This window comes from Pseudoalteromonas luteoviolacea CPMOR-1, assembly GCF_001625685.1.
Taxonomy (GTDB): Bacteria; Pseudomonadota; Gammaproteobacteria; order Enterobacterales; family Alteromonadaceae; genus Pseudoalteromonas; species Pseudoalteromonas luteoviolacea_K.
The window spans coordinates 29,252-53,112 of record NZ_AUYC01000031.1 but is presented as its reverse complement, the minus strand read 5'-3'; the positions used below and the strand labels follow the sequence as shown (position 1 = coordinate 53,112).

General features: G+C 41.9%; 22 protein-coding genes. 14 read left to right on the top strand and 8 right to left on the bottom strand.

The genetic code is table 11. The annotated features are described in order from the left end of the window. From rnc to pdxJ, 4 genes are read left to right on the top strand one after another with little or no spacing between them, the layout of a single operon-like run. On the top strand, positions 1-678 hold the full coding sequence (gene rnc, locus N473_RS13300) for a ribonuclease III (protein WP_063368341.1): 678 nt from the start codon (positions 1-3) through the stop codon (positions 676-678). Beyond that, positions 668-1,567 (top strand): GTPase Era, encoded by a 900-nt coding sequence (gene era / locus N473_RS13295; RefSeq protein WP_039608715.1) that lies wholly within the window; start codon positions 668-670, stop codon positions 1,565-1,567. The genes rnc and era overlap by 11 nt, the downstream gene beginning before the upstream one ends. Continuing rightward, positions 1,568-2,314 (top strand): DNA repair protein RecO, encoded by a 747-nt coding sequence (gene recO / locus N473_RS13290; RefSeq protein ID WP_063368340.1) that lies wholly within the window; start codon positions 1,568-1,570, stop codon positions 2,312-2,314. A 4-nt stretch (positions 2,315-2,318) separates the two neighbouring features. After that, entirely contained in the window at positions 2,319-3,053 is a 735-nt protein-coding gene (pdxJ, locus tag N473_RS13285) for a pyridoxine 5'-phosphate synthase (RefSeq protein ID WP_039608717.1), read from the top strand. Between the two features lie 57 nt (positions 3,054-3,110). Here the strand turns inward: pdxJ and bcp are convergent, their stop codons facing one another. Beyond that, complete coding sequence (bcp, locus tag N473_RS13280; RefSeq protein ID WP_063368339.1) at positions 3,111-3,581, bottom strand: thioredoxin-dependent thiol peroxidase; 471 nt, start codon at positions 3,579-3,581, stop codon at positions 3,111-3,113. A gap of 9 nt (positions 3,582-3,590) precedes the next feature. Beyond that, positions 3,591-4,124, bottom strand: coding sequence for a glycine cleavage system protein R (locus tag N473_RS13275; protein ID WP_039608719.1), 534 nt, complete (start codon positions 4,122-4,124; stop codon positions 3,591-3,593). 310 nt (positions 4,125-4,434) lie between these two features. On the opposite strand from N473_RS13275, the gene bamC reads away from it, so the two are divergent. Both bamC and N473_RS13265 read left to right on the top strand, forming a co-directional pair. Beyond that, the gene (gene bamC, locus N473_RS13270) at positions 4,435-5,496 is read left to right on the top strand and encodes an outer membrane protein assembly factor BamC (protein WP_063368338.1); all 1,062 of its coding nucleotides are present in this window, start codon (positions 4,435-4,437) and stop codon (positions 5,494-5,496) included. 66 nt (positions 5,497-5,562) lie between these two features. Continuing rightward, entirely contained in the window at positions 5,563-6,933 is a 1,371-nt protein-coding gene (locus N473_RS13265) for a YjiH family protein (RefSeq protein WP_063368398.1), read from the top strand. Between the two features lie 37 nt (positions 6,934-6,970). Here N473_RS13265 and N473_RS13260 read toward each other — a convergent pair whose 3' ends face one another. Then, positions 6,971-7,168 (bottom strand): DUF2897 family protein, encoded by a 198-nt coding sequence (locus N473_RS13260; RefSeq protein WP_231099570.1) that lies wholly within the window; start codon positions 7,166-7,168, stop codon positions 6,971-6,973. 253 nt (positions 7,169-7,421) lie between these two features. On the opposite strand from N473_RS13260, the gene N473_RS13255 reads away from it, so the two are divergent. After that, positions 7,422-8,756 carry an ankyrin repeat domain-containing protein gene (locus N473_RS13255; RefSeq protein WP_063368337.1) on the top strand — a complete coding sequence of 445 codons (1,335 nt, stop codon included), beginning with the start codon at positions 7,422-7,424 and terminating at the stop codon, positions 8,754-8,756. Positions 8,757-8,831: 75 nt separating this feature from the next. Here the strand turns inward: N473_RS13255 and N473_RS13250 are convergent, their stop codons facing one another. Continuing rightward, positions 8,832-9,191: an outer membrane protein assembly factor BamE gene (locus tag N473_RS13250; RefSeq protein ID WP_063368336.1), complete on the bottom strand. Its 360-nt coding sequence runs from the start codon at positions 9,189-9,191 to the stop codon at positions 8,832-8,834. 120 nt (positions 9,192-9,311) lie between these two features. Between N473_RS13250 and N473_RS25865 the strand changes: the two genes are divergently transcribed. Continuing rightward, positions 9,312-9,677, top strand: coding sequence for a GIY-YIG nuclease family protein (locus N473_RS25865; protein ID WP_081221165.1), 366 nt, complete (start codon positions 9,312-9,314; stop codon positions 9,675-9,677). On the opposite strand, the gene N473_RS13245 is transcribed toward N473_RS25865, so the two are convergent. The 4 genes from N473_RS13245 to ilvC all read right to left on the bottom strand — a co-directional run bounded on the left by N473_RS13245 (position 9,560) and on the right by ilvC (position 15,282). Further along, the gene (locus tag N473_RS13245; protein WP_196766412.1) at positions 9,560-10,381 is read right to left on the bottom strand and encodes a M28 family peptidase; all 822 of its coding nucleotides are present in this window, start codon (positions 10,379-10,381) and stop codon (positions 9,560-9,562) included. The genes N473_RS25865 and N473_RS13245 overlap by 118 nt on opposite strands. A 52-nt stretch (positions 10,382-10,433) precedes the next feature. After that, the gene (locus tag N473_RS13240) at positions 10,434-11,624 is read right to left on the bottom strand and encodes a tetratricopeptide repeat protein (protein WP_063368335.1); all 1,191 of its coding nucleotides are present in this window, start codon (positions 11,622-11,624) and stop codon (positions 10,434-10,436) included. Positions 11,625-11,722: 98 nt separating this feature from the next. Continuing rightward, positions 11,723-13,627 carry a methyl-accepting chemotaxis protein gene (locus N473_RS13235; protein WP_063368334.1) on the bottom strand — a complete coding sequence of 635 codons (1,905 nt, stop codon included), beginning with the start codon at positions 13,625-13,627 and terminating at the stop codon, positions 11,723-11,725. Between the two features lie 182 nt (positions 13,628-13,809). Next, positions 13,810-15,282: a ketol-acid reductoisomerase gene (gene ilvC, locus N473_RS13230; protein WP_063368333.1), complete on the bottom strand. Its 1,473-nt coding sequence runs from the start codon at positions 15,280-15,282 to the stop codon at positions 13,810-13,812. A 129-nt stretch (positions 15,283-15,411) separates the two neighbouring features. On the opposite strand from ilvC, the gene ilvY reads away from it, so the two are divergent. The 6 genes from ilvY (at position 15,412) to N473_RS13200 (ending at position 23,854) form a co-directional block, all read left to right on the top strand. After that, positions 15,412-16,305, top strand: a complete 894-nt coding sequence (ilvY, locus tag N473_RS13225; protein ID WP_063368332.1) for an HTH-type transcriptional activator IlvY — start codon at positions 15,412-15,414, stop codon at positions 16,303-16,305. Between the two features lie 64 nt (positions 16,306-16,369). After that, positions 16,370-17,077: a winged helix-turn-helix domain-containing protein gene (locus tag N473_RS13220; RefSeq protein ID WP_063368331.1), complete on the top strand. Its 708-nt coding sequence runs from the start codon at positions 16,370-16,372 to the stop codon at positions 17,075-17,077. A gap of 298 nt (positions 17,078-17,375) precedes the next feature. Next, a complete protein-coding gene (locus tag N473_RS13215; RefSeq protein ID WP_063368330.1) occupies positions 17,376-19,199 on the top strand; it encodes a DUF4856 domain-containing protein in 1,824 nt (607 codons plus the stop codon). Between the two features lie 87 nt (positions 19,200-19,286). Further along, the gene (locus tag N473_RS13210) at positions 19,287-20,585 is read left to right on the top strand and encodes an imelysin family protein (protein ID WP_063368329.1); all 1,299 of its coding nucleotides are present in this window, start codon (positions 19,287-19,289) and stop codon (positions 20,583-20,585) included. After that, complete coding sequence (locus N473_RS13205; protein WP_063368328.1) at positions 20,578-22,797, top strand: TonB-dependent receptor family protein; 2,220 nt, start codon at positions 20,578-20,580, stop codon at positions 22,795-22,797. The genes N473_RS13210 and N473_RS13205 overlap by 8 nt, the downstream gene beginning before the upstream one ends. An 82-nt stretch (positions 22,798-22,879) precedes the next feature. Next, positions 22,880-23,854: a sterol desaturase family protein gene (locus tag N473_RS13200; RefSeq protein ID WP_063368327.1), complete on the top strand. Its 975-nt coding sequence runs from the start codon at positions 22,880-22,882 to the stop codon at positions 23,852-23,854. Positions 23,855-23,861 lie beyond the last annotated feature (7 nt).

The following is a 23,861-nucleotide window of genomic DNA, read 5'->3' as shown; positions in this document are numbered from 1 at the left end:
ATGAAAAAGAACGTCACAGAATTATATAAAAAGATAGGCTACGATTTTGCAGAGCAAGCATTGCTTGAACAGGCAATGACACATCGTAGCCATAAAGGTCAACATAATGAACGCCTAGAATTTCTAGGCGATTCTATTTTAAGCTTTGTTATTGCAGATGCTTTGTATCACAAATTTCCAAAAGCGCGTGAAGGCGATTTGAGCCGTATGCGGTCAACTTTGGTACGTGGACAGACACTTGCAGAGTTTGGTGTTGAGTTTGGCTTAGGGGATTACCTAAGGCTTGGTCCAGGTGAGCTCAAAAGCGGTGGCTATCGCAGGGAGTCAACTTTGGCTGATGCGGTAGAAGCGATTATTGGCGCGGTGTTTTTAGATTCAGACATCGAGACCTGTAAGACGCTTGTACTTAAGTGGTATAAGAGCCGCTTAGAAGCTATCTCTCCAGGACATAACCAGAAAGACCCGAAAACGCTACTGCAAGAGTATTTGCAAGCCAGAAAGCTACCATTACCTGCGTATCAGGTAATTGATACTAAAGGGCAAGCACACAATCAGACATTCACGGTTGAGTGTACTGTAAAGGGTATGGATAGTATTATTTCTGTGGGCAGTTCGCGTCGTAAAGCAGAACAAAAGGCCGCAGAGCAAGCATTGAAGATTTTAAAAGATGAATCCTAACACCCATTGCGGCATGATTGCGATTGTTGGCCGCCCAAATGTAGGTAAATCCACTTTGCTCAACAAAATTGTTGAGCAAAAGGTCAGTATCACATCTCGCAAACCACAGACCACGCGTCATAGAATTATGGGGATCCACACCGAAGATAACTATCAAGCTGTCTACGTGGATACACCAGGCCTTCATATTGAAGAAAAGCGTGCCATTAACCGTTTAATGAACCGTGCTGCAAGCAGTTCAATTGGTGATGTTGAACTCATTATTTTTGTCGTTGAGGGGACGCTTTGGAACCAAGATGATGAAATGGTTCTAAACAAGGTAAAAGACAGTGGTCGCCCTGTTTTGGTCGTGATGAATAAAAGCGATCAAGTTAAAGAAAAAGAAGAGATTTTGCATCATATGCAATGGCTCAGCGAGCAGCATGACTTTGTTGGTATTGTGCCAGTCTCTGCGAAAATCGGTAAAAACATCGACATGGTAAAAGAAGAGGTTAAAAGCCGACTTCCAGAATGCGAGTTTTATTTTCCAGAAGATTATGTCACAGATCGCTCCATGCGTTTTCTTGCGGCGGAAATTGTCCGTGAAAAGCTAATGCGCTTTATGGGTGATGAGCTACCTTATTCTGTCACGGTTGAAATTGAACAGTTTAAGTGGCAAGACAATGGTGTTTGGCAAATTAATGCGTTGATTTTAGTTGAACGTGAATCACAAAAACGCATGGTGATCGGTAACAAAGGCGAAAAGCTTAAAGTGATCGGCCGAGAAGCACGTCGTGACCTTGAGGACATGTTAGATAATAAGGTGTTCTTAGAATTGTGGGTTAAAGTGAAATCTGGCTGGGCTGATGATGAGCGTGCGCTACGAAGCCTAGGCTACGGAGAAGACTGATTGGATAGTGACTTTCGACAAGCATATTTGCTCCACCGGCGACCGTATAGAGATTCGCAAGTGATGTTAAATATGCTCGTTGAAGGCATTGGTCAGCTTTCTATGTTGGCCAGGATTAAAGGCAAACGCGCATTGCGTCAAAATGCGTCTTTACAGCCTTTTACTTGCTTGCTGATCCGATACGCGGGCAAGTATGATCTGAAGTTTTTAAATGACTTTGAAATCCAATCTCCACCCCTGATGTTTAAAGGCACAGATTTGTATTGTGCTTTTTATCTTAATGAACTATCCCATCGTATTATCCCTGTTAATGAGCCGCTCGATCATGTATTTTGCTTGTATCAGGAGCACCTCAGACAGCTCTATAGTAACGCCCACAATATGGCAATAGTCGCGCATGGACAACCGTCAAAAAGTCCTGCGAATAGTGAACACATTGAGACCATATTGCGTAACTATGAGTTTAAGCTTTTATATGAGCTTGGGGTCGGCATCGAATTTGATTACGATGCGTTTGGTGCCCCTATTGAGGCAGCGAATTATTATCAGTTTGTCAGAGAGGTGGGATTTTGTCCCAGTGACGATATCCAGCGTAGTTTTTCAGGTGAAACCCTGCTTGCTATCGCATATGGAGAGTACAGCTCGCTCCTCTCTAGAAGGCAAGCTAAAGCATTAAGCCGTTATTTATTAAAACCTTTGCTAGGTAGTAAACCACTTAAAAGCAGAGAACTTTTTCAACCAAGGTAGAGTAATGAAAGATATTTTATTAGGTGTAAATGTCGACCATATTGCGACGTTAAGACAAGCTCGTGGTACCAGTTACCCTGATCCAGCCCATGCAGCGGCTGTGGCTGAGCACGCAGGTGCAGATGGCATCACTATCCACTTACGAGAAGATCGTCGACACATTCAAGATAGAGATGTGTATGTCATGGCAAAAACCATTCAAACACGAATGAACCTTGAAATTGCGGTGACAGATGAAATGTTGGATATCGCTTGTGAAGTAAAGCCTGAATATGTTTGTCTTGTGCCTGAAAAGCGTGAAGAGTTGACAACGGAAGGCGGCTTAGACGTGATTGGTAATCAGCAAAAAGTGGCTGAAGCGGTTGAAAAGTTGAGTGCAGCGGGCATTAAAGTGTCTTTGTTTATCGATGCGGATAAAGCACAAATCGATGCGGCAAAAGCGACACAAGCGCCTTACATTGAAATTCACACAGGTGCTTACGCTGATGCCGAATCAGACAGTGAGCAGAGTGCGGAACTTGAGCGCATTCGTGAAGGTGTGCAATATGCCGATTCTATTGGCATTATTGTCAATGCTGGTCATGGCCTCCATTACCACAACGTAAAACCCATTGCACAAATGCCTGAAATATATGAGTTAAACATTGGTCATGCGATTATTGCCCGTGCAGCGATTGATGGCTTAGAAAAGGCTGTAAGAGATATGAAACGCATTATGCTTGAGGCAAGACAAGCTTAACTAGTCACAGCGAAGTGATAGCGATAAAAAAACCCAGCTCTAAGCTGGGTTTTTTAATTATTGAGCTGACAGATGGTCAATAACCACTTGGTGGTGCTCTTTTGTTTTGAACTTATTAAATACGTGCTTGATTACACCGTCTTGTCCAATTAAGAAACTAATACGGTGAATACCATCATATTCTTTACCCATAAACTTTTTCAGGCCCCAAACACCGAATGCATCCGCAATGGCGTGGTCCTCATCTGAAAGAAGGTCAAAATTGAGCTCTTTTTTGGTTTCAAAGTTCTTAAGCTTTTTAACAGGATCTGGGCTAATGCCAACAGCGACCGTATTAAGCTCAGCAAGTTGTTCTTTGTGGTCGCGAAGTTGCTCTGCTTGCACTGTACAACCTGGTGTGAGTGCTTTAGGGTAGAAATAAACTAAAACCTGGTTTGCTTCGAGCAATGTGCTCAACGCCACCGTTTCACCGTTTTGGTTTTCTAATGTAAAACTAGGTGCGTTATCACCTGCTTGTAATGTATTCATTAATGATCCTTAGCGAATGCGTCTGAAAACATAATGTACGTTTGAAATACTAGATAGTTCTTCAAACTTTATTTTAAATTGTTCGAAATCTAATTCTGCGGGGGTATTGAATTCTAGCTCGCAGCGCATGCGTAGCTCGTCGTCTTCCTCAAAAGTATCAGATTTAAGTGAGCAGATACTGATATTTTGCTCAGCAAAAAAACGTGTAACGCGGCTTAACGTGCCTTGTGTATCAATGCCAGTATATTCTAGTGTGTATCCTGCACTAAAATCGTTCTCTGTATGACTTGATGTTCGCTTCATCATCGTGAGCAAGCCCAACTCCATACTTTTTACAGGTAAAGTGTGCTCAACTCGACTTATAGCGGCGATATCACCAGAGAGTAACATCGTAAACGTAAATTCGTTACCGAGAATCGCAATCCTGCTATCAATGATATTACAATTACACTCACTGACAAGTTCAGTGAGCTCACTGACAATGCCAGATCTATCTTCCCCTATTGCAGTTAAAACAAGTTGATGTGAAGTAAAAGTAGTCATATCGACGTCCTAGTTAGCTGTCGTCAAGTGAGTCATAGAGGTTACGTATATTTGTACAGCGGCGAATACTATCATAGATTAAATGCCAGTCCTACTTGTTCGCCGTGATTGCACCGCCTCACGGATTAGACAATTCAAACGTGTGTTTCTTGTGTTTGCCCAGTTTGCCAAGTAACATAGTGCAAATTTTTTTAAATTTACCCATCAGACTAAAAAGAAAATTAGTGTGATTGGCAGTGAACCATTTCAGCATTCCTTAATCTTAAGTGAAAGAATAATTACATAGTGGGTTTGCTAAGGAGTTTTATTAGTGCAGTATTGGGTCCCTAAAGCGCTAACGTTAGGCGTTGTACTCGGTTTATCAGGTTGTAGTGTATTTACAAATGACACGCATCAAAAGAAAAACTATCGTGTCCATGAGTCTGTGCAAGTTCCCGCAGATCTCGAGCAACCGTATCAAGATAAAGAATTCCAAATGAATGTTGCTGTCTACGAAAATGATGCTGAGCCTCAGAGCTTCCGCCCGCCACAGCAAGTTCTAACGTTGGCGAAAGGCAGCTGGGCTGAAGATAAAGAAGATGTTGCGCGCATCTACTTCGATAAAAATGATGGTATAGAAGCACTCGATGATTTTATTTGGGCTGCGGTTGAAGGTGTCATCAATAACCATCAATCTTCAATTGAGAATGACGATCGACGCAATGGCAAGCTCACCACTGGTTGGTATTCCATTATCGAAGCAGAAGATGGTTGGTTCTGGGAGACGGTGACCGAAGTATCTAAACAGAGATTTGAGTTTACCCTTTCTCAAGAAGATCACCAACGTACAGCTTCTTTAGAAGTTAAATTGGTTGATTACCAAAGTGATAAAGTAGCATTAGACGGCATGCTAAGGCAGCAACTTGAAGTACGCGCATTGAATGAAGTTGTGGCTGAGTTCGATTATAGATATCGCTTGTTAGAGGTTGAGTTACGTAAGCAACAAGGCGTGTTGTCACTTGATCTTGGGTACGATAATGCAGGTAATGCTGCGCTGATTACGCTTGCAGATAGAAGCACGGTTATGGAGCGATTGTCTAACTTCTTAGAACGCGTCAATTTCACGATTATACGTATCGACGGCGAAAGTAATGAAGTACTGGTTAGATACAAAAAACCTGAAAGTAGCGTTTGGGATTCAATATGGGGTGAAGAGGCGTCGACTCTGAATTTGGCCGATGGTGATTACACTATCTCAGTCGGGGTGACGGATGATGAACAGACTTCGCTCACTTGGTCTGATGCTGAGGGTAATGTACTTGATGCAAAAACCATGGAAACGCTTCAACAGGGGTTGGTAACGGCCCTGCGTAATCGCGGACTAAGTATATAATTACAAACCGCTAAGTAGTTCAGGAAAGAGCGAAAGCTCTTTTCTTTTTTTTGGGATTTAGAAATGATGTCAGATACAACGCAAACATCGCCTGTGAATTGGCGAACTTGGTTCGCATTCATTGTACCGTCGCTAATAGGGGTGTTCCTATTTATGACACCTGTTGCAATAGGTGATGCGATGACGATTCCGATTGCTGTGCTAGCAAAAGAGCTACAGAACTTAACCAGCCCTTTCATACACGCACTCATCGTCTCAATTGTCTGTATCACAGGTGTGTTGAGTATCGTCATTAAGGTGTTTAAACCTGCCGCGCTATTGAAGAGCGATTTAGTCAGACATCTTTTTGATGTGAGCTGGATCTGGGTTGTAACACGCCTTTTTGGTATGTTATTTATCCTGATGACATTTTTCAAAGTCGGCCCTGAGTTAATCCATTCAAGTGGTACTGGGGCGTTGGTTTTAAATGACCTGCTGCCTGTGCTGTTTTCTGTGTTTGTTTTTGCCGGCTTACTGTTGCCACTGTTATTAAACTTTGGTTTGTTAGAGCTGGTTGGCACATTACTTACCAAGGTCATGAGACCGTTATTTGGTGTTCCTGGTCGAAGTGCCGTTAACTGTGTGGCTTCATGGCTCGGAGATGGTAGCGTTGGTATTTTAATGACCTCTCGTCAATATGAAGACAAGCATTATACACAACGTGAAGCGGCTATTATTGGTACGACGTTCTCTGCTGTATCTATCACTTTTTGTCTAGTGGTAATAGGACAAGTCAAGCTAGAGCACCTATTTGCACCTTTTTACCTGACGGTATGTGCCGCTGGTGTAGTAGCCGCAATCATTGTGCCTAGACTTCCTCCTTTGAGTTTCAAAAAAGATATCTATGTTGATGGCACGACGCATAATCAAGATTCTGAGGCGGTCCCAGAAGGCAAGACTCTATTTGGACATGCGTTAGATGTTGCTTTGCAAAAAGCACACAATGCGCCAGGTGTAAAAGGAACGGTGAAAGAAGGCGTATCTAACGCGCTAGACATGTTATTTGCAGTATTGCCCGTCGTGATGGCTGTGGGCACATTTGCATTGATTATTGCTGAAGAAACACCAATCTTTCAGTTTTTAGGTCAGCCTTTCATTCCATATCTAGAGCTACTACAGGTACCTGAAGCGGCAAAAGCGGCTGAGACCATTGTGGTCGGTTTTGCTGATATGTTTATACCATCTATTTTAGCGGCGAGTAATATTGAAAGTGATGTGACGCGCTTTATTATTGCGGCATTGAGTGTGACACAGCTCATTTATATGTCAGAAGTAGGTGCGCTATTATTGGGGAGTAAAATCCCAGTGAATATCTTTGAGTTATTTGCAGTATTTATCTTAAGAACGTTGGTCACTTTGCCTGTGATTGCTTTGATGGCGCATTGGTTAGTCGGCTAGTGTTTGCTAGCAGTGAGTACAGTAACGTACTCACTGCTTATTTACGCTCTTCTTGTTCTGTTTTTTTATCGTTGTCTTCTGTTTTTTCAGGCTTTAGTTGCTTATCTAATTTTTCTTTCACATTAAACTTATTTGCATATTTTAGGAGCATGATATTGCCAATGACATAACCGAAAACGGCCACGATGATTAATACTACTTTCCACGTTTCTAACTTTTCCAAAATGTCACTCACTTTTGTGTTCAGCCTAGATAAATCTAATTTTTATAGGCTAATACTAATTGGTATTATTCAGTGTAATACAGTCTACTAAAATCATTGTCATTGTACGAGTTTATAACTTAGTCCGGTTATCGTTTGGTATATATGTAAATTGTGTGAGATATTCGCAGCTTTTTATGTTTACACTTGGTATCATCTTGCGAGTGAGTTCTTGGTACTCAGCAAAAGTAACTTTGATAATTTTATTTAAATGGTTTGTGCATCCATGGAGCAAGTTTTAATTTGGCCTTCTCAATTTCCCCTATTGCTAAAAGGCCTGGTGGAAGATAATGGTGCATTCATCCTTGATGCACTTGAAGCATGGCCCGAGTGTGACGTGCTTAAAGATGAGCAGGGCGTTATTTCTCAGGTTTTACCACCGATATTTTATGTTGCATGGTTAAAGCCCCTAGATCCTTTTGAGTCGTGTTTTTTTCAACATATAGATGAATACGATGCTGAACAGCATAACTATGTGGCGGAATTACTTAAGCATATTGAACAAGCAGGGATCAGTCGTGATGATTTAACCATGAAGCTACTGAGCTGTTTGTCACAGTATTCAAGCATTGCCTCTCAGGCAAAAATTCAAAGCAAAATATCATTTGTCGACTTATTACTTAAAAATAAGCAATTTAAGTCTTTGTGTTGGTTATTACCTAATGGATTTAAGCTCACACCGTCACAAACCTGCGAGCTTTGGTTACAGGGGGGAGAGCAAAGCCAAGCATGTCTCACCGAGCATCATAAAGATGTGCTAGAAAATATGGCATTGACGCAAGCCGAAGCGGTTAAATACCTTAACGAAGGCCATGACTGTGAAGGGTTACTGACACTTTTGTGTAATGAGGAAGAGCGCTTACAGATCTTGGATAATGCCTTGTTAGAGCAGGTGATGTCTGGGGCAGCTAAACAGTCAAATATGCTCTCTTTAATAGAAAAGGGAGCAAGAGGCCATGGTGCGGACAGCGCGGGCAAATCAGCAATGATGTGGATTGTTGAAAAGGGCTTTGTCAGTGCTGCACAAGCGCTCAGAGAGTTTCACTGTGGCGTATCTCTAGACGACCTAGGTCGAAACTTGATGCATTATGCAGTGTTATCTAATTCTCGTCCTATGCTTGAGCTCGTAGAAGATATGGGCGTCGATCCAAGGCTTGCGGACGCATCTGGTTGTACTCCGTATCGCTTGGCGACAGAGAATCAGTCAGTTAACGCTAAAAAATATTTGGAAAAACGCGGAATCATCGAGTTAAGTGACCAGGCTAAATATCAACGCATACTGCGAGTTTACGCACTTAAAGCATTGACAATATTACTGTTACCATTACAGGTTGTGCTGTTTTTAGATGCCACACGAGATAATAAGTTATCTATGATATTACTTATTTCGAGCGCAACCTTATTTATTTTTGCACTTGCTAGGTTATTAAAAAATAGACGACTTTTTCCTGCTACTAAGTTGCCACTGAGCCTAAGGTGCTTAGGGGCATTGAGCTGGGTGAGTTTATCGATCCAAGCTATCTTCACATTGGTTATGTGCTTGGCAGTAGTGAGTATTTAAAAGCTTAGAGAATGGCTGAATTGAACATAAAAAAGGCAGGTATAAAACCTGCCACGCTATAAGTTAGCAGATAAACTAGTTGTTTAGTGGTGTATTAAACTCAGCGGGGGGGTCAAAATCCCCTGTCAAACTAACTAATTTATCGTTTTCAAAGTGTACCACTAAGCTCTTGCGTATTTCTGAGTCTCTATCAATGTTAAATACGTAACTGTAGTGCCATTTTGAAGAATTAAAGGCATCTTTTGCAACTGGAGTACCTAGGACGAACATGACCTGTTCTTTAGTCATTTCGATTCTGAGCTTATCGACGTCGGATTGCTCTAAAAAGTTGCCTTGAGGTACATTTATCCTATAAACCCAGCTTGAACAACCGGACAAAAATATAGTCATGATGGCGGCTACTAGCCAAGTCAAAAGGGGCTTATTGTACTGCATGTATGTGTATCCTTATTTTAGGTTATTACGAATGATACAGATTGCATTAAGAAGGTAAAGTAGATTGTGCATTTCGACTGTGCAATTTGTAAAAAGTTTCTAAGATAGAGAAATTTAAATGTGAGTGAAAGTAATCAAACGAAGTCAGACTGGTATTTATATATTGTCGAAAATAGGTTGGGACAATGGTATACGGGGATAACTATCGATTTGGAGCGTCGTTTACGACAACACAATGACGGCACGGGCGCGAAAAGTTTACGCGGTAAAGGGCCTGTTTCATTAGTTGTGGCTGTATCACACTTATCGAAAGTCAATGCTGCTAAACTTGAGTGGCAAGTCAAGCAGCTGAGCAAACATAAAAAGCGTCAGTTAGTCGCTGAGGTATTATCTAGCACCTGTGAGCGCACAAATTTGGTGATTGCGTTTGATACTTGTGTCAGCTTGTCAAAATTGATTTCATCGAATGAATCTTTGACAGAGTGATGGTGCTTGTCCATGCCTGTACCAAAGTAGATAAATGGGATATCTGCTCTGTGAAATGGGTAGTGATCACTGGCTCTGAGCCAGTCGATTTGAGGTGCATTCAATCGTCGAGCCATGATTTTAGCCGAAAAGAAAAGCCGAAACTTTATTGGTGTGGCGTTAAATGTGGTAGTGATGTCACTTTTTAATGGCTGTAAAGATCGCGATGCCAACGCATATAATTTATTTTTTTTCTGTAAGTCGAGCATATCGAGATTGATGTTCATATAGATAGCGCGATCTCCCCACTGCTTTACGAAGGCCTTCGCACCGTGAAGCCCTTTTTCTTCTGCATCAGTTGCGACATAGATGATGTCACGTGAGATATCTAGATTATGCAATTGTTTTGCTATGTCTATCATGACCACTACGCCAGATGCATTGTCATTTGCTCCTGGGTAGTATCGGCTACCTCGCTGACCAAGATGATCATAGTGTGCGGTGATCACAAGTGGTGGTTGGCATTGTGTGCGTTTGCAGTATTGTGTTGCAACGACGTTATGGCCAGTAGCAGAGTCAAAAAAGCCATATTCAAATTCAAATTTTTGGAATTGAACATCTAACTCATATTTTTCGAATTGACGAGTAATATAATATGCACTGCGGTGAGGCTTTGCCCCGCCTGAAGGTCTGCCTTCAAATTCGGGGCTTGTTAAAATTCGCATATCCCGCTCCAGTGAATATGCATTAGCGCTAAAAAATGCGCAAGCGAACAAGCTAGTTCTTAGCCACTGCATCTAACCATTCCAGTTTGCCTCTGTATTGAACTTGATTGTGTTCAAATTCGGCTAAATCTAGTGCCCGTTTCATATGTGTTTTGGTTAGCTTTAGATCGCCTTTGGCGTAATATGCCTTAGCCAGAGCAAAGTGGCCTTCATGCAGGCGATTGTTCAGCTTGAGAGCATTTCTATAATGTCTGATTGCCTTAGCAATGTTACCGTCTTCCATCGCCTGATTGCCTAATGTCAAAATATAATAAGGATTGCTTTTTCTGAATTGATGCAGCTGTCCTCTGATGTTCTTTGCCTGTTCTTCTCTATTTGTCAAATCGTAAAGCACAGCCAAATTGCCTTTGGCGGTATTATTATTGGGGTTCAGAGCTATGGCTTGATTATACAGGCGCTCAGCTGTCTCTAATTGGTCAGAGAGTCGATAAAGAATTGCTAAATTAGCCCACGCACTCGAGTAATTTTCATCAATGTTTATGGCCGCGTTAAAATAGCTGAAAGCTAAGTCATACTTGTTTTCAACCATATGAATTGCGCCTTTATTATTGTAGAACATAGCGGTGACCCTATCTTTGCTAATGGGGGTGGTCTTGAAAGCTTGCTGTCTACTATTGGGATCAAAGTCAATGGTCAATGTTCTTGGGGCTGTATGGAGTACCTTTTTTGTATAATACTTCGTGCGATCTTCATGGATTTTCAAATTAATGTGTCCGCTGAGGAAGTTGTATCCGCGGCTCGAAGCCCAGTATTCAGGTACGTGTACTTTTTGAAACTCAGCTTCTAAGTTCAAGAAGTCAGATAGGCTATAAGCCAAGATAGACAAAGATAAGCAGTTGGCATTTAGATTTTGATATGTTTGTGAAGCCGTCAGGTTGGCGTCGCTCATATACGATAATGAGGCATCGCCATTTTCAAGTAAAAATTGCATTATCATTTGTGCATGTTTAATTTCAGGTTGTGCATCTTGCCGAAAGTGTTGTTTTAGCGAGGCAATAATTTGCTCGTCTAGGACAAAAATCTCTTCTTGGGACTCAACTTCTAGGACTTTGAAGGGGGCGTGTTCAAGTAGGGTAAGATTGTGTTGATCGACAGGTTGAGTAGATTGACACCCACTCATTAGCCCAGTTGTGGTTATGACAGATACAGCCAATAAAACGCTCTGAAAACTCATTTTCATCATATTTACTCCCAACAGCCTTTCTTACTAGACTAGCGAAAGTTGGGAGTAAATAAAGAAAAAATTGTTACAAAGCGTTGCGTAATATTTGGCTAATTACTTTAAAAGCTAGCAACTAACTTATCTAGCGCTTTGGCAGAGTCGGCTAATTGCTGGATAGCTTGTTCAGTACTGAGCTGGTCATTCATTACTTCATCACTAATGACGCTGATTTGTTCAATGCTTCGACCTACATCAACGACTACGTTGCTTTGTTGCTCCGTTGCTGTCGCGATAAGTGTAGTCATATCATTGATCTGATTTGCCGTTTCAGTAATTTTATCCATGAGCTCAACAGATGTCTGCATCTGTGACACGCTCTGTTCAGCCTGCTCAGATGACAGGGCGATTTGCTCTACTATAGAATCAGACGCTGCGGTCAGCTCGGTGATAGTCGCTTGGATCTCATCGGTTGATTGAGATGTGCGACTGGCGAGTGCTCTGACTTCGTCTGCTACAACTGCAAACCCTCTACCGTGTTCACCTGCACGAGCTGACTCAATTGCCGCATTTAAAGCAAGTAGATTCGTTTGCTCAGAGATGGCCCTGATAACGTCCAAAATGTTTGCAATTGACTTGGTCTTACTGGCAAGCGTTTCTACCTGTGTCGCCATATTTTGTATATCCGTAGCCAATTCCATTAAGGTTTCTTGGCTGGTTTGAACACAGCCATGGCTTTCTTGAGAGCTTTCTTTACTTGCTAGCGTAAGCTTCGCCGTGTTATTCGCGCTCCCAGCGATTTCTTGTACGGTTGCAGCCATTTCATTAATGGCTGCGGCAACGGATATCGTTTGATTTTTTTGCTCATCTAACGATTGTGAATTGCGCTGTGACTGCTCAAAGACTAACTCACTGGCCGCGCGAATGTCTCGGCTTTCAGTCGCAACTTTGCTTATCGCACTTTCAATTTTATCAATAAATTGATTGAATCCATCTCCGAGCGCTGCCAATTCCGGTTGCTCGGAGCGCGGTACCCGATAGTTAAGGTTGGCGTCACCGCTGCCAAGTTGCTTGAATACGTCTGCCATCTTCAAAAGAGGGGCACTTAACGTACGGGCAAGTAATACACTGAAAATGCTCGCAACTAATGCGATGAACAGTGCAAAAGTCACGATTTGCCATTGCAACTCAGTGACCTGAGAAAAGACTTCCTGCTGAGGTACTTGGGCTATGACATATAAGTCGGTGCCTGGAATGGGGTTAGCAGCAACTAGCACAGCCTGATTTTCTGTTGTTAACTCTAGAATGTTCAATCGTGAATTATTGAGCAGCTCTGTTGCCGAACGTACGCCATAAAAATCAGACAGGTTTGATTTTGCGACAAGGCTAGCATCTGGATGGAGCTGAGTTTGTCCTTCCTGATTAACAACAAAAACAAACCCGCTTTGCTCTATGCGCATATTGGCGAGCTTTTGTTGCATGTCGTCGATGCTTTTAGCTAATCCCGCAAGGCCGATGCCGTTTGTCTGTTGGTGGTTGACAAACATTTTCACATCGCCGGGAGATTCTTGGAATATACTAATAGAGTAGGCTTTTCTACTTTGTGTAAATGCAAAGAACCAGCCGTCTTGCTGCGTGTTGAGTACCCTTAAAAAACCATCTTGGTTCCAGTACTTGTTATTTTGTCTGTTTGCCCAAGATGCTGTTGCTAAACCATACTGTTGCTGTAGTCTTTTGAGTTCACCCAGTAATAAGGTCTCGTTGAGCTGACCATTCTGCGCAGCGTCGACAATAAACTGATTACTCGAGAGTTGCTCTGCCGCATTTTTCAATACCGCAATCTCTTGCTCAAGTGATTTGGTGATACTTTCAACTTTACTAGGAAGCTCTGATCCAAGCATTCTGGATTCAACCATAGACTTAGACTGATAAATTGAAATAAAGCCAATTAAGCTGGCAACTAATATTGCCGTGGCACTACCTAGGATGGTGATTTTTTGAGTGATTGTAAAGCTTGTGTTACTCATTTAACCTACAGAAACTGATTACCGCGTGGCGATAATTCTACCATGGTCAATAATTAACACATATAGATTTATTTGTTATGTCGTATATATTTCCTAGTTTATCGTGCCTTTTATCGCTTAAATGTATGAAAAAAAGCCCAAAGTTTTCACTGTTGGGCCTTGGTTCTAACAAGCGAACTGGTTTATACGATCCGTTTCATGGCAGACATATAGCCGCGCAATTCTGTACCAACAACCTCTACAGGGTGGTTTCTAATTGCGCTATTAATTGAGATAAGTTTCTGATTATCAACATAGTTATCTTGTTGGTTTAGCCCAGCACCGATGACGTCACTGTTGATTTTTTCCATAAATGGTTTCAGAAGTGGCAGACACGCATGGTTATACAGGTAGCACCCATATTCAGCCGTATCCGAGATAGTTCTGTTCATCTCAAAAAGCTTTTTACGTGCAATTGTGTTAGCAATAAGTGGCGTTTCGTGTAATGACTCATAATAAGCCGACTCTTCAATGATGCCCGCTGCGGTCATCGTTTCAAAAGCCAATTCCACACCTGCTTTGACCATGGCAACCATCAAGATGCCTTTGTCGAAAAAGGTTTGCTCTGAGATGTGTTGCTCAGTATTGGCCTGTTTTTCAAATGGGGTTTCTGCTGTCTCTGCTCGCCATGCTAATAATTTTGCATCACCTTCCGCCCAATCTGCCATCATGCCGCTAGAAAACTCACCGCTGATGATATCGTCCATATGCTTGTTATACAGCGGTGCCATGATGTTTTTGAGTTCTTCACTCAATTCAAAAGCTTTGATTTTTGCTGGGTTAGATAACCTATCCATCATATTAGTTATCCCACCATGTTTCAGCGCTTCTGTAATCACTTCCCAGCCATATTGGATCAACTTGGATGCATAGTCTGGGGCGATACCTTGCTCGACCATTTTGTCAAAGCACAGTAAAGAACCAGTTTGCAGCATACCGCATAAAATAGTTTGCTCACCCATTAAGTCAGACTTCACCTCAGCAATAAAGGATGAATTCAGGACACCTGCTTTGTGACCGCCCGTACCAGCTGCATATGCTTTTGCTTGAGCGAGACCTTTTCCTTCTGGATCATTCTCTGGGTGCACAGCAATCAGCGTCGGTACGCCAAAGCCTCGTTTATATTCTTCTCTTACCTCACTGCCAGGACATTTTGGCGCAACCATGATAACTGTAATGTCATCTCTGACTTGCATGCCTTCTTCAACGATATTGAAGCCATGAGAATAGGCTAGTGTAGCGCCTTGCTTCATCATTGGCATGATGGCTTCTACAACCGCTGAATGTTGTTTGTCAGGTGTTAAATTCAGTACTAAATCAGCAGTGGGAATTAATTCTTGATAATTGCCTACGACAAAGCCGTTATCGCTGGCGTTTAAGTATGATTGTCTTTTTTCATCGATGGCAGACTGTCTCAGTGCATAAGCTACATCCAAACCTGAGTCTCTGAGGTTTAGACCTTGGTTTAAGCCTTGTGCGCCACACCCTACAATCACCAACTTTTTACCTTTGAGTACTTCGACACCATCATTAAACTCAGATGGGTCCATAAACTTACATTGAGCCAATTGCGCAAGTTGTTCGCGCAGCGGTAAGGAGTTGAAATAATTCGCCATGTTAGGTCCTGCTTTGTCGTTTTAAAGTTACTTTTATGTGTTACACCTAAGATAGAGATAAGTAATGCTTGCGTAAAATGATATATTTAAATTATTGTATTTCATATTTTGAAATATTGAGGCATTTTGATGGACCATAAACAGCTCAACTACTTTTTGGCTTTGGCTGATACACTGCATTTCTCCCGTGCGAGTGAAAAATGCTACATTAGCCCGCCAACACTGAGTCGCCAAATCAAGCAGTTAGAAACTGAGGTGGGTACACCCTTGTTCATTAGAGATAACCGAAGCGTATCTTTAACGCCACAAGGTAAAGCATTTGTGCATTATGCTCAGGCCACACTGGCGAGTTGGCGGCAATTTAAAAGTGAATGTCAAGACGACTCAAAGCCTTTGACTGGTGAATTAAGCTTGTATTGCTCAGTCACTGCTTCTTACAGTTTTATTTATGATTTATTTGCGCTTTATCGTAAAGAGTATCCCCATGTGGAGCTCAATTTAATGACGGGTGATCCTGCTTATTCTATTTCTCAAGTACAGGGCGATTTGGCCGATGTTGCGGTTGCCGTTAAACCGGCTTCGTTACCTCAGGGTATTGAGTACCAGTCAATCGGCCGTTCAAGGTTGGTATTTATCGCTCCTACGATGACGTGCCCTTTAACTGAATTATTAGATGAACATCGCAACGGTACACCTCCTTGGGGACAATTACCTTTTATTGTGCCCGAGCAGGGTGTACTTAAAGAAAGAATTGATAACTTTTTTAAACGCATGTCCATACAGCCTCAAGTGTACGCACATGTTTCTGGTCACGAAGCCATGGTGGCATTAGCAAGTTTGGGGTTTGGCGTAGCGTATATCCCAGAAATAGTGCTGTCACAAAGCCCGTTTAAAAATCAAGTTCAACAACTAAATCTACAATCCGAAGAGATTGATATTGGGTTAGTTGCGAAGAAAAAACGACTTCAAGATCCGGTAATTAATAAATTGTTTTTGGTATCTGAAGGAATATTTAATTCGTAAAGCTGATGTTCAGGTAAGAGGAGTAGACTCGCAAAAAATTAGGTGTTTAGAACAGGGGTAAGTAGTGCATACCGTACTGATCGCAGAGAGTAAAAGTAATAGTTTGGCAGTGCCTCAAGCTGCACTTCAAAATCAGGGATTTGATGTGCAAACCATGGTTTTAGAAAATTTAGATCACGTAAATCAAAAAAGTAGCAAAGGAGTTGTTAGTAGTATTGTCATTGATCAGACTATTGCAACCAGTGCAAAGTTCGACACGATCAATACGTTAAAAAGCTATTACCAGGCACCTGTTTTTGTCTCGGTAGATGACAACAATGATGATATTCAAAGTCTCCTGCTCGAACTGGGCGCAGATGATGTGATAGCGACCCACGCCAAACCAAGGTTATGGCGAGCGCGTTTAGAAGCCATGTTACGAAAGTGCCAAGCCGTTGCAGAGCAAAATAGTAATAATGAAGACAAAATACTCACTTTTGGTGCGCTGACCATTAAAGGTGATGAGCGCACTGTGATGTTAGAAAATACATTGGTGAGTTTGACAACGCACGAATTTGATCTAATTTGGTTATTGGCCTCTCAAGCACCTCAAGTGGTGAGTCGAGAGGAAATTTATAAAAAGATTATCGGCCAAGGGTATCAAATAAACAGCCGAACGATAGATGTGCGTGTATCTTGTCTTCGCAAGAAGCTTGGGGATAATGCAACCAGCCCGCAAAAGATAAAAACTGTTTGGCGTCAAGGGTATCTCTTTGTAAAAGAAGCGTGGTAAATATTTATAGTTCGAATTTTTCGAACTATAAATCAACCAAACCCTGTGAAAAATATATAACAAAATATTCTATAATTTGTATTTAAAAAATCAAAATCCTTTCAAAACAGGTTGTTACAAATTATTTCAGATTTAATGCTATTGACTCTCATTTTCTCTTCTATATTTAGTCTTAACTCTACCTGTCAATTTGTATACTTTTAACAACGCAAATAATATTGATTGCTATTTAGGTAAGTGTATACTTTGTTCCGTTAAATAAATGCAAATACAAATAATTTTCATAGGAAGACGTCTAATGGCATTAAGAAAGTCTCTGCTTGCAACTGCAGTTTTAGCAGCAACAGTTGGTTTAACAGGTTGTGGTGGCTCTAGTAGTGATAACAACACGGTCACTACTCCAGAAACACCTGCAACAACAACTCCTTCAAACAAAGCACCAACGATTACTGCAGATAGCGCATCAGTTATTGAAGATACGTTAGGCGCTGAAGTGACTGGCGTTGTATTTGAAGATGACAGCGATGAAGCGAGTGCATTAACGTATACTGTGAGCGATGGTCGTTTTGAAATTGTTGAAGGTAAGTTAAAGCTTAAAGCGTTCAACGCATTAAACTTCGAGCAAGAAGCCGAACAGAAAGTTGGCTTAACAGTTACTGCAACTGATTCAGCTGGCGAAAAAGTAGAGCAGGCGATTGAAGTTGCTATTACAGATATGGAGCCAACGGCTGGTAAAAACCTGTATGCGTTTGTTAATGAAGGCAACTCAAGCGTAGCTTATTCAGGTCAAACATCTCGTCATGCAGCTATGGCTGAGGCAAAGTCTTTGCTTGGTAAGCTAACGACGGACGTAAGCGTTGATGACCGTAATACGACACTTACTGTGGCTGAAGGTTTTATCCTAGCACAAGATGAAAGCTTCCACGGTTCTGCATTCACATTCACTGAAGGTAAAGGCGTAGCACAAACCAACTTAGGTGAAATCAGCAGTAAGAAAACAGTTGCAGGCGCAGGTGGTAAGATTGCTGGTAGTGATGCTTCTCCAATGAATAAAGAGTGGAATAATGGCACATCATTCGTAGGTTGGACTGAGTTTGGCACGTTTGAAAAAACGCCAAATGGCTTGGTTGAGTACTACTTTGACTTAATTAAAAAGCAAGTAGAAACAGCGAATGGCGGTACTAAAATCTTTGCAGAGCATAATGAAGGCAGTGTTGAATTAACAAAGCTATATGTAACTCCTGAAGGTTTAGACGTTGCACAGCTGATCCAAAAGCACTTAAATGGTGCTGTTTCATTGTCACAAGGTGCTGATGATTATATGGATGAGTTGCTATTCAGTAATCCAGAAGGTAACACAGAGATCTCGCCTGCGCAGAATGCTGAAGTTGACGCTGACAAAAATTACACTGATATGGAGCATAAGTGGGATGAAGCTTATGGCTACTTTGGTGCAGCAATCAACTACCTAGAGTACTCTGATGACGAGATTGCTGGTAAAGGTGGTCGCCCAGAATTTGAAAATGGTTACAATGACTTTGATGGTCAAAACGGTATTGACCTGAAATCTGAGTACAACTTCGGTAACTCAGGTAATGCTGCAAAACGTGACCGTGGTACGAAGAGCAATGCAAACCCAACTGATTTCAGTGCAGCAGCACAAATTGCATTCATCAATGGCCGTGCAATCATTAATAAAAACGTAGGTACTAACATTGATCAGTGGTCTGCTGAAGACCAAGCTGAGCTTAAAAAGTACCGTGACCAAGCGCTTCTTTACTGGGAAAAATCAATCGCAGCGACAGTAGTTCATTACATCAATGACACTATTAGCCATGAAGATGGTGACCTGAAAGATATTGCAGGCGGTGCTTACACAGCTGAGCAGTTCTACGCTGTTGCTAAACATTGGTCAGAGATGAAAGGCTTTGCATTGAACTCACAGTTCAACCCTCATTCACCAGTTACTGATGAGCAGTTTAAAGAAATTCACCAGTTAATGGGTGATGCACCTAAGCTTGCAGCAGCAGACGTGGACGCATACATTGCAGACTTAGAAAAAGCACGTGACATCATTGCACAAGCATATAACTTTGATGCAGATAATGTTGCTAACTGGTAATCTGTTTTATTATTTATAACGTAAAGGTTAGCTGCTTAAGTAGCTAACCTTTTGTTTTATTTATAGGTATCAAAAAAGAGAGACGCAATGAGAGTGTTAACCCCATTGAGTGCAGTCGCTGTGGCAGTCACCTTGCTATTAAGTGGCTGTGGAGAGAGTAGTTCGAGCACAGCAGGCTCTGAGTTTGCAGGTGGTAATGGTACGACTAATCCGACTACACCAACAACACCGACTACTCCAACTACGCCGACGACGCCAACGTCGTTCGATGAAGCTGCGTTGGTTGCAAACTTGGTTAATAATGTATTGACCCCAACATTAACTCAATTCGATCAATTTGCCAGAGCACAGCAAACACAAATAGCAGAATATTGTGTGGCAGAAAAGGCGCAAAGCGATACTGCATCTGAGCTCCATGACAAAGCGAAAGACAGCTGGCGTGCAGCTATGGCTGGTTGGCAATATGTTGAATTAATGCAAGTGGGTCCATTATTAGAAAATGGTAAAGCATTAAAGAGTAATATTTACTCTTGGCCAGCTGGCGGCGCGCTTTGTAGTATTGATCAGGATATCGTTTATCATGAGGATGGGGTTATCAACGGTGATCCAAGCAAACCTTATGATATCAAAGCACGTACATCAGACAGAAAAGGTTTAATTGCGATTGAACATGCGTTATTTAATACGAACTATGACCACAGCTGTAGTTTTGCAAATGAAGCACTTGCTCCATGGAACAGTCGCACAGTCGAGGAGCGAAAAGTGGCGCGCTGTGAATTTGCCCATACAGCAGCTGGTGATATTGTAGTAAACAGTACTGCCATTCTTGCGCGCTGGCAAGGCGACAATGGCTTTGCTAATCAATTGATTAACGCAGGCAGCTCAGGTTCGCAATTTGATTCAGCACACACCGCGTTGAATGAGATTTCAAAAGCACTGTTTTACATGACCAAAGAACTTAAAGACCAAAAGTTGGGTGAGCCTTTAGGTTTATTTACCAACAGTTGTGGTTCTAATATCTGCCCGCAGGATGTTGAGTCTGATATCTCCGAGCATTCAAAAGAAAACTTACTTGCCAATATCCGCGCATTCAGACAAATCTTTACGGGTGAAGGCAGTAATGCAGACAATACGCTAGGCTTTGATGACTTCCTTGATGCGGAGCAAGGCTCAGATGTAAAACAGCGCATGTTAACAGGGCTTAATGAAGCAGAAGCTGCTTTGTTGGCTATTGATGGCTCTTTAAAAGACACAGTTGAAAACAATACTGCCGCTGTGACTGAAGTACATGACAAGGTGAAAAATGTCACTGACGAGCTTAAAAATGACTTTATTAATAAGCTGGCTCTAGAACTTCCTCAAACATCGGCAGGTGATAATGACTAAGTACACACGTATGAATAAATCATTACTGGCAATGGCGGTTGCTGTTGCGTTACCAAGTGCTTACGCTGATGAAACAGCGAAAGATGACATCGAACATATACAAATTATCAGTCACTATGACAAATTAAGGACTGAAGCCGGTTCTGCGACGTTGCTGACGGAAGAGCAACTCGGTGAGTACGAGTATGATGACATACATCGTGTACTTTCGTCTGTACCTGGTGTCAATATCCGTGAAGAAGATGGCTACGGTTTGCGTCCCAATATTGGCTTTCGTGGTGTAACGCCTGAACGTAGTAAAAAAATTACCATAATGGAAGATGGTGTTTTAATTGGTCCAGCACCCTATTCAGCGCCGGCAGCATACTATTTTCCACAAACAACACGTATGACAGCGGTTGAGGTATTCAAAGGGCCTGCGGCGATTAAACATGGTCCACAGACCATTGCAGGGGCGTTAAACCTAGTAACGCGCTCAGTCCCTGAATTTACTGAAGGTGCAATTGATATTGCAGCTGGTGGCGATGGTTATACTAAAGCACATGGTTATTTTGGCTCAGTGGTCAATAACGTTGGCTTTTTAGTGGAAGCCGTGAATGTTCAAGCGGATGGATTTAAAGAGCTTGACGGCGGCGGTGACACTGGCTTCGATAAAAACGATATTTTAGCTAAATTTAACTATCGTTTACAGCAAGGTGACATCGAGCATAATTTCGGCTTAAAGCTAAGCTACGCAGATGAGATCTCAGATGAGACTTATCTTGGTTTGACCGAAGCTGACTTTGCTGAAAATCCATATCGTCGATACGCTGCAACAGCCCCGGCAAAAATGGATACCCAACATCAGCAAGTGATGTTCACCCACAGTATGAGCACAGACAATTTGAGCTTAACAACACGTTTATATCGTAATGATTATGAGCGTGCTTGGCTGAAATTAAATAGTGTTGAAGGCAAATCACCTCAGGAAATATTGCTCAACCCTGAAGCAGAAGACAACCAACGTTTGTATGAAATCCTAAAAGGCGAGCAAGACTCTGTTGTGCCAGGTGCAGCGAACTTCTTAACTATGGGTACGAATGACCGGGAGTATTATTCACAGGGTTTACAAGTTGATGGTGACTTTGCATTTAACCTATTCGATTTAAATCATGACTTATCATTTGGCGTGAGATTCCATGAAGATGAAATCGAACGTAAGCACTTTGAAGAAAGCTATGAAATGAAGTCTGGTGTATCGTCTTTAGTGGAAAATAGCAAGCGTTTCACTTCATTGAATACAGAGCATACAGAAGCATGGTCTGTTTATGTTGAAGACAAAATTAAATTTGATGCATTAACGTTGGGTGTGGGTGTTCGTGGCGAGATCATGGATATGCACTACCAAAACAACAGCAACCCAAATGACTGGTTAGATAAAACGACGCGGATCTGGTTACCAGGTCTAAGTGGCTTTTATCAGTTAAGTGAAGACTCGGGATTGTTGTTTGGTGTACATCGCGGTTTTTCACCTGCCTCTCCGGCACAATCTTCAGAGATTGAAATTGAAAAAAGTACAAACTATGAGTTTGGTGGTCGTTTCAATGATGGCGTCACTGAGTTTGAAGTTGTGAGCTTTTTCAATGACTATAGCAACTTAAAAGAAAGTTGTGGGCAGTCTAATTGTGGTGATAGCACACAACAGGACGCTGAGTTTAACGGTGGTGCAGCGCATGTTTATGGCCTAGAAGCACAGTTCTCACAACGTTATCCTTTAAATTTACAATTGGATATACCGTATAGCCTAGTTTATACGTATACCAAAGGTGAGTTTAAGAATGACCGCCGCACTACGTTCGCGCAATGGGGTGAAGTGAGAAGTGGCGATCCATTACCATATCTACCTGAGCATCAAGTTAGCTTTAACATTGGCTTGAGTGCTGAAAAGTGGCGTACTTCACTGGCTATTAAGTATACTGGCTCTATGCCAGAAGCCGCTGGACGTAGTTGGGTAGATGGGTCACAGGAATTCACACTGTACTTAGAAGGACAAGAAGTGCCTTCTTCAACAACAGTCGACTTATCTGCTAGTTATGATTTCGATGACTACGGTCAAGTCTACTTAAAAGTAGACAACTTATTGGATGAGGATAAAATTGTTAGCCGTAGGCCATATGGCGCACGTCCTGGCAAGCCAAGACAAGTGACTGTCGGATATAAATACGCATTCTAAAGTGGCATATTCGAGCACGTTATTTTGATATAAGGCCACTTAATGTGGCCTTTTTTAAATTTATCAGGAGACATTGAATTTAATGATTGAGACTATTTGGCAAAGTATCTCAACCTTGCCAGGGTATTTAGTCGATGCAAATAAACGTATCTTTTGGTTATATTTGGCTTCGGCAGTTGCAATGGCATTTTTTGTCTACTACGCCACCAGTCAGTCACGATCTGTAAAGGGGTTCTGGCAGTTTTTATTTCCCAAAAGAGTTTGGTTGCACGAAAGTGCCAAACAAGATTATGGGTTGTTCATTATTAATCGTATCATCAAAGCGCTGACTTTTGCGCCTATCGTATTGACCATGGTACCTGTTGCCATAGGGATTTCTGATCTACTAGAAACAGTATTTGGTCCCTCTCTGCATTTGCAGTGGCCCTCATATGTCGTAGTTGCTCTGTTTACCTTAATGTTATTTTTAGTGGATGATTTGACACGTTACTTACTCCACTTGGCGTTACATAAGGTGCCTTGTTTGTGGGAAATTCACAAAGTACATCACTCAGCTAAAGTCCTTACGCCATTCACTATCTATCGTTCTCACCCTATTGAAAGTTATTTTTACGCGTGTCGCATGGCGTTGACACAGGGGATAGTGGTTGGATTGGGGTACTTCTTTTTTGGCTCAGCACTAAGTATGTTTGATATTCTGGGTGCCAATGTATTTGTATTTATTTTTAATATATGTGGCTCAAATCTACGTCACTCTCATATTTGGTTTAGTTGGGGGGATAAGCTTGAAGGGTGGTTCATCAGCCCAGCTCAGCATCAAATTCATCATAGTGATAATCCTAAACACTTTGACACCAATATAGGTTCTGCTTTGGCTATCTGGGACCGTCTAGCAGGCAGCTTGATCCGAGCGTCAGAGGCTCAAAATATTTCGATTGGGGTTGGGAAGTATGATGCAGGTCACGATTCATTGTGGGCTATTTACTATAAACCTGTCATAGAGGCAGTTAAAACTGTGATACCGAAGGCGACGGTAAAGAAAAAGCAAGATAGTTGAGGGAAGA

Coding starts and splice junctions, on each gene's coding strand:
- N473_RS13205 (WP_063368328.1), top strand. CDS start 20,578: ATGACTAAGTACACACGTATGAATAAATCATTACTGGCAATGGCGGTT.
- ilvY (WP_063368332.1), top strand. CDS start 15,412: ATGGACCATAAACAGCTCAACTACTTTTTGGCTTTGGCTGATACACTG.
- N473_RS13255 (WP_063368337.1), top strand. CDS start 7,422: ATGGAGCAAGTTTTAATTTGGCCTTCTCAATTTCCCCTATTGCTAAAA.
- N473_RS13200 (WP_063368327.1), top strand. CDS start 22,880: ATGATTGAGACTATTTGGCAAAGTATCTCAACCTTGCCAGGGTATTTA.
- pdxJ (WP_039608717.1), top strand. CDS start 2,319: ATGAAAGATATTTTATTAGGTGTAAATGTCGACCATATTGCGACGTTA.
- N473_RS13215 (WP_063368330.1), top strand. CDS start 17,376: ATGGCATTAAGAAAGTCTCTGCTTGCAACTGCAGTTTTAGCAGCAACA.
- N473_RS13265 (WP_063368398.1), top strand. CDS start 5,563: ATGTCAGATACAACGCAAACATCGCCTGTGAATTGGCGAACTTGGTTC.
- N473_RS13210 (WP_063368329.1), top strand. CDS start 19,287: ATGAGAGTGTTAACCCCATTGAGTGCAGTCGCTGTGGCAGTCACCTTG.
- N473_RS13245 (WP_196766412.1), bottom strand. CDS start 10,381: ATGCGAATTTTAACAAGCCCCGAATTTGAAGGCAGACCTTCAGGCGGG.
- bcp (WP_063368339.1), bottom strand. CDS start 3,581: ATGAATACATTACAAGCAGGTGATAACGCACCTAGTTTTACATTAGAA.
- N473_RS13250 (WP_063368336.1), bottom strand. CDS start 9,191: ATGCAGTACAATAAGCCCCTTTTGACTTGGCTAGTAGCCGCCATCATG.
- N473_RS13240 (WP_063368335.1), bottom strand. CDS start 11,624: ATGATGAAAATGAGTTTTCAGAGCGTTTTATTGGCTGTATCTGTCATA.
- N473_RS13275 (WP_039608719.1), bottom strand. CDS start 4,124: ATGACTACTTTTACTTCACATCAACTTGTTTTAACTGCAATAGGGGAA.
- era (WP_039608715.1), top strand. CDS start 668: ATGAATCCTAACACCCATTGCGGCATGATTGCGATTGTTGGCCGCCCA.
- ilvC (WP_063368333.1), bottom strand. CDS start 15,282: ATGGCGAATTATTTCAACTCCTTACCGCTGCGCGAACAACTTGCGCAA.
- N473_RS13235 (WP_063368334.1), bottom strand. CDS start 13,627: ATGAGTAACACAAGCTTTACAATCACTCAAAAAATCACCATCCTAGGT.
- rnc (WP_063368341.1), top strand. CDS start 1: ATGAAAAAGAACGTCACAGAATTATATAAAAAGATAGGCTACGATTTT.